The sequence below is a fragment of the Variovorax beijingensis genome (assembly GCF_003951285.1).
Lineage (GTDB): Bacteria > Pseudomonadota > Gammaproteobacteria > Burkholderiales > Burkholderiaceae_C > Variovorax > Variovorax beijingensis.
Map to the genome: position 1 here is coordinate 1 of NZ_RXFQ01000075.1, position 1,212 is coordinate 1,212.

General features: G+C 64.2%; 1 protein-coding gene and 1 pseudogene. Both read right to left on the bottom strand.

Features of this window, described 5'->3' with window-relative positions; all coding sequences use genetic code 11:
- Nucleotides 1-106: 106 nt before the first annotated feature.
- Entirely contained in the window at nucleotides 107-1,069 is a 963-nt protein-coding gene (locus tag EJO66_RS32455) for a Bug family tripartite tricarboxylate transporter substrate binding protein (RefSeq protein ID WP_124962311.1), read from the bottom strand.
- A 31-nt stretch (nucleotides 1,070-1,100) separates the two neighbouring features.
- Nucleotides 1,101-1,212: pseudogene (locus EJO66_RS32460) on the bottom strand (5-dehydro-4-deoxyglucarate dehydratase); the annotation flags it as partial.

Consider the following 1,212-nt stretch of genomic DNA (forward strand, 5'->3'; position numbering starts at 1 on the left):
CCGGTGACGACAGGGGCAGAGGACAAAAGAGAGGAGGAAGAAGGAAATGTCGTCATGTGCTCGGAAGCGGTGAAGAAGAAAGGTCCGCTGCGCGGACCCTTGGCTGTCAATCGGCGGTGATCTTGCGTGTGTCGATGAGCGTTTTCCAGCGCGCCCACTCCCGGGCCTGGAAGGCGGTGAACTCGGCCGGCGTGCTGGCGACGATCTCGAGGCCCTGCTCTACCATCCGCTTCTTCACCTCAGGGTCGTTGATGGCGGCGACGGCGGCCTCGGCCAGCTTGTCCTTGACGGCCGGCGGCAAGCCCTTCGGTGCCGCGAGACCTTGCCAGGAATAGACCTCGGCCCCCTTCACACCGGCCTCGGCCAGCGTCGGCACATTGGGCAGGACCGGGGAGCGCTTGTCGCCCGTCACGGCGATTGCGTGGAGCTTGCCGGCCTTGATGTGCTGGAGCACGGCATTGACGTTCTGGAACGAGAAGTTCACTTGGTTGCCCAGCAGGTCGTTGATCGCAGGCGCACCGCCCTTGTACGGAATGTGGAGCCCCTCGGTCTGGGTCTGCTGCCAGAAGACCTCGGCGGACAGGTGGTCCGACGAACCATTGCCCGAACTCGCGAAGCTCACCTTGCCCGGGCTCGCCTTCAGTTCGGCTATCACCTCGGCCACGGTCCGCGCCTTCTGCCCGGGGCTGGCAACCAAAACATTCGGCGCCTGGACCGGGACGCTGATGTAGTCGAAGTCCTTGGTCGCGTCGTATGGCACGGTCTTTTGCAGATGCGGCGTCACGACGAAGGCACCGAGCGAAGAGACCAGCAAGGTGTAGCCGTCCGGTGCCGCGCGCTTCACGAAACCGGCGCCGATCGTTCCCGTGGCGCCCGGCTTGTTGTCGACGAGAAAGGTCTGCCCGAGCTTGGTCTGCATCTGCAATGCCATCGCGCGCGCCACCATGTCGGTCGATCCGCCTGCCGGGAAAGGCACGACGATGGTCACCGGCTTTTCAGGCCAGTTCGTCCCTTGCGCGAAAGCGGCCACCGAAACCGAACAGGCCAATGCAATCAAGAGCTTTTTCATGATGTCTCCGTTGGGATAGGTCGAACGAGGATTACTGCGGGCCGAGCGCGTCGATCAGCGCCTTGAGCTGTTCCATCTCGGCGGGCTTGAGGTCCGTGAGCGGTGTGCGCACCGGGCCGGCGTCGTGGCCGACGATCCTGGCG

What these genes read in the sequence shown, in the direction of transcription:
- EJO66_RS32455 (WP_124962311.1), bottom strand. Translation starts at nt 1,069, where the DNA reads ATGAAAAAGCTCTTGATTGCATTGGCCTGTTCGGTTTCGGTGGCCGCT.